1 protein-coding gene is annotated in these 740 nt (G+C 58.2%); it reads left to right on the top strand.

Features of this window, described 5'->3' with window-relative positions:
* Positions 1-740 (top strand): cadherin-like beta sandwich domain-containing protein (locus ACFSE1_RS18695; protein ID WP_377404914.1); only part of this gene is annotated, 740 nt, incomplete at both ends.

Genomic DNA, 740 nt, shown 5'->3' with positions numbered 1-740 from the left:
CATGACCGTCAATGGCGCGGCAGCAACATCCGGCAGTCCCGCAAGCGTCAACCTCAATGTCGGCAGCAATACCATCACCGTTGTTGTTACCGCCCAGGACGGCACGACAACCAAATCCTATACGGTCACTGTCACCCGTGCAGCGGCTGTATCGACCAATGCCGATCTGGCGAACCTCGCCCTATCGCAAGGCACCCTGACACCGGGTTTCGCAAGCGCAACGACAAGCTATACGGCTTCTGTCACAAACGCCGTCACATCCATCAATGTCACCCCGACACTCGCCGATGCCACTGCAACCATGACCGTCAATGGCGCGGCAGCAACGTCCGGCAATGCCGCAACCGTCAACCTCAATGTCGGCAGCAACACCATCACCGTCCTTGTCACCGCCCAGGATGGCACGACAACCAAATCCTATACGGTCACTGTCACCCGTGCAGCGGCTGTATCGACCAATGCCGATCTGGCGAACCTCGCCCTATCGCAAGGCACGCTGACACCGGGTTTCGCAAGCGCAACGACAAGCTATACGGCTTCTGTCACAAACGCAGTGACGTCCATCAATGTCACACCGACACTCGCCGATGCCACTGCAACCATGACCGTCAATGGCGTGGCAGCAACGTCCGGCAATGCCGCAACCGTCAACCTCAATGTCGGCAGCAATACCATCACTGTGCTTGTCACCGCCCAGGATGGCACGACAACCAAATCCTATACGGTCACTGTCACCCGTG

The sequence above is a fragment of the Affinirhizobium helianthi genome, assembly GCF_042680945.1.
GTDB classification, from domain to species: domain Bacteria; phylum Pseudomonadota; class Alphaproteobacteria; order Rhizobiales; family Rhizobiaceae; genus Neorhizobium; species Neorhizobium helianthi.
Note: the sequence above shows the minus strand (reverse complement) of the source record. Positions and strands in the feature narration are given on the sequence as shown.